Source organism: Mesotoga sp. HF07.pep.5.2.highcov (genome assembly GCF_003666285.1).
GTDB classification, from domain to species: domain Bacteria; phylum Thermotogota; class Thermotogae; order Petrotogales; family Kosmotogaceae; genus Mesotoga; species Mesotoga prima.
Window position 1 is genome coordinate 1 of sequence record NZ_JFHJ01000223.1, and the last position, 3045, is coordinate 3045.

At 44.8% G+C, this 3045-nt stretch carries 2 protein-coding genes and 1 pseudogene; 2 read left to right on the forward strand and 1 reads right to left on the reverse strand.

Annotated elements, in window-relative coordinates; genetic code table 11:
* Positions 1-1002 (forward strand): annotated as a pseudogene (locus BG32_RS04645) (lysine decarboxylase); the annotation flags it as partial.
* Positions 1003-1099: 97 nt separating this feature from the next.
* Positions 1100-2041, forward strand: a complete 942-nt coding sequence (locus BG32_RS04650) for an inorganic phosphate transporter (protein ID WP_121510036.1) — start codon at positions 1100-1102, stop codon at positions 2039-2041.
* Positions 2042-2241: 200 nt separating this feature from the next.
* Here the strand turns inward: BG32_RS04650 and BG32_RS04655 are convergent, their stop codons facing one another.
* Complete coding sequence (locus BG32_RS04655) at positions 2242-2946, reverse strand: nitroreductase family protein (protein ID WP_121510037.1); 705 nt, start codon at positions 2944-2946, stop codon at positions 2242-2244.
* Between the last annotated feature and the right edge of the window lie 99 nt (positions 2947-3045).

The window sequence follows — 3045 nt, forward strand, 5'->3', positions numbered from 1 at the left end:
GGAAGATTCCTTATAGATGAAACGATTCAAGAGGCAATTATTTTCAGAAAGAAGATGAAGCACCTCAAGAAAGAGATAGAATCCAAAGAGACCGATCGAAAGAGACGCTGGTGGTTGGAAATATGGCAGCCGGACAAAGTCTCTATTGAAACCGAAAGCGGCGAGCGAAAGACCTTTGATCTCGAGGACATAGATGAGTCCATCTTGAAGGACAGGCCCGACTGCTGGTATCTCAAGGCTAACGAAGACTGGCACGGATTTGGAAAGCTCGACAATGACTATGCCCTTCTCGATCCCGTGAAGGTAACTGTGATGACTCCGGGTATCACGAGACAGGGTGGAATGAGAAACTGGGGAATACCTGCAACAATAGTGACTACATTCCTTAGACACAGGGGAATCGTAGTTGAGAAATCAGGCCATTATTCCTTCCTCATTCTTTTCTCCTTGGGACTGACTAAAGGAAAATCCGGGACTCTTCTGGCAGAGCTCTTCACTTTCAAAAAGCTTTTCGATGAAGACGCCCCTTTGGACGATATATTTCCGGATATCGTTAGGGAGTTTCCAAAGAAGTACGGGAAAATGACTCTACAGGAACTGTGCAGACAAATGCACGAGTACCTAAGAAAAGTGAAAATTACGAAGGTTCTAAAAGATGTCTACTCACAAAATCCAGAGCAGGTAATGCTGCCAGCTAAGGCCTACGCGGAGTTAGTAAACGGTAATACTGAACTGGTGAGAATCCGCGAGCTGCAGAACAGGATCTCTGCCGTCATGGTCGTTCCGTACCCTCCCGGAATACCAGTGATAATGCCCGGCGAGAGATACACCGGTGAAACAAAGAGAATAATCGAGTATCTCAATCTCTCCGAGGAGTTCGACAACAAGTTCCCTGGATTTGAGAATGAGATGCACGGCCTCAAGATGAAGATAGACAGCGCCAACAAGAAGAGGTACTACACTTATTGCTTGAAGGAGATCGAACAGGAAGACAACCGATAGACGATCGCTTTCATTCAAAGAATTCTCCCTTATTGCATGTAAAGGCGCGTATCTGATGCTATAATTCTTTCTAACACTGATAAATGAAGGGATAATCGTGATCCTCGCTCTTCTGCCTGCTGTTTTCTTCGGGTGGACTCTTGGAAGGAACGATGCAGCGAACATTTACGGTACAACAGTAACAAGCGGAATTCTCAGATACAGATCGGCGGCACTGATCTCTGCGCTTGCCGTACTCATTGGAGCTATAATCGGTGGTGCAGGAGGTATGCAAACCCTCTCTAAACTAAGCTCCCATACTTTGCTCTCAGCTTCAGTAAACGCTGCAGCGGCAGGAATCTCTGTTCTTTTGCTCAACAGAATAGGTCTACCCGTTTCCTCATCTCAAGCAGTTGTTGGCTCGGTGGTAGGTATTGGACTTATCAGCGGAAGCGTAGACTGGCTAGCTGTATTGAAAATCGTAGCTTGCTGGATTACAACTCCATTGGGAGCGGCAATCGCCGGTTACATCTTATACAGGTTCTTTGGTTTCTGGTTCAGGAAGATTCCATCGATACTTGCTCAGGACATAATTCTGAAATCGTCCGCCATAATCATTGGAGGCTTAGGTTCATTTGCACTTGGCGCAAACAACGTAGCAAACGTTACTGGGAGCTTTGCAGAAATAATTGGTGTTGATAAAGCCGTGTTGATCGGAGGACTGAGCATATCAGCCGGGGCAATAATGTTCAGCAGAAGAGTTATGTACACTATAGGGACAAAGATAGTAGCTCTCGAATCTTTCGCTTCTATTATTGCCTTACTTGCACAATCATTGACCGTGCTAATTTATGCCTTTATTGGAGTCCCGGTTTCGGTTTCACAGGCAATAGTGGGAGCGGTTATTGGAGTCGGCCTGGCCAGAGGTACGAAAAACTATGATTCTGGAATGACAAGGAGGATCGTATATGGGTGGGTATTCACTCCCGTTATCTCAGGGGTTATCTCGATTGTCCTCTACTTATCCCTCAGTTCCATATTAGTTACACTGCCAAAATGAGCATTGCCTTACCCTAATCTCAATTATTAGGCATAAGTGCGAGAGAAAAACAGAAGAATGCAAGTGGGAAGCACAGTCCTGTCTTTGAACAGCTTTCTGGTTCTGCCAATACGAGCGAACTAAATGCCTTCCGCGTTCGAAAACTCTTGGAACTCATTTGATCTCGATGCCTATGAATGAGATCTCTAGGCTCAACGCAATTAGAATGTCAGCAAATAGCTTCTCTGGCTTATTGCTTCAACTTTCGCTTTGTCGCTCATAGCATTTGCCATGAGATACATGTGCGATAAAACAACACCGAGATCGATCGCTATAACCTCTTCATAGATCAGAGGAATCTTCTTCCAGCCGTGAATTGCTATCTCGTTTTCTCCCAAAACCTCAAACTTCCAGGGTTGTCTGTTGAACGATGAGGGTGCCATTCTTCCCGCATCGATAATGTCTTTCATTTTTTCGTCTATGTAATTTTCCTTGCCATATACAACTTCTTTGAGGGGCTTCCTGTTAGCCTCCCTGTAAAGAAAACGGGAAGCTCTCTCGACGATGTCTCCACTACCATCCGCAGCAAAGCCAACAACAATCATAGATAGATAATTTGGCAGTCGTGCCCAGCTAGTCGAGAATCCCTTCAAAGTAAGGTTTAGAACGATCTGCTCGCCTTCGAATCCATACTTCACAAGACTTGGTGTGGAAAAGTCACTCATTTTCGCAAGCACAATTCCCGATCCGGAAGGAAATTCTGGAGAGAAGTACCAATGCAAAACACTTTCGGAGTTAATCGGAACAATATCTCTCAGAGCGTCATTGACTTCTTTCTTCTGTTCAGGAGACAACTGCCTTTCCTGAAACTTTCTCTGTGTTACTCTCAACCCGATTGCCTTCTTGATCTCCTGTTTGCTTAACATTCAACCACCTCTTCACTCCTATTCTATATAATTTGACAATAAAACTCAAGATTAATTGGCTCAGTAGACTAAACGTCTCAAAAAGAAAACGCCGAGAGC

Coding starts and splice junctions, on each gene's coding strand:
- BG32_RS04655 (WP_121510037.1), bottom strand. CDS start 2,946: ATGTTAAGCAAACAGGAGATCAAGAAGGCAATCGGGTTGAGAGTAACA.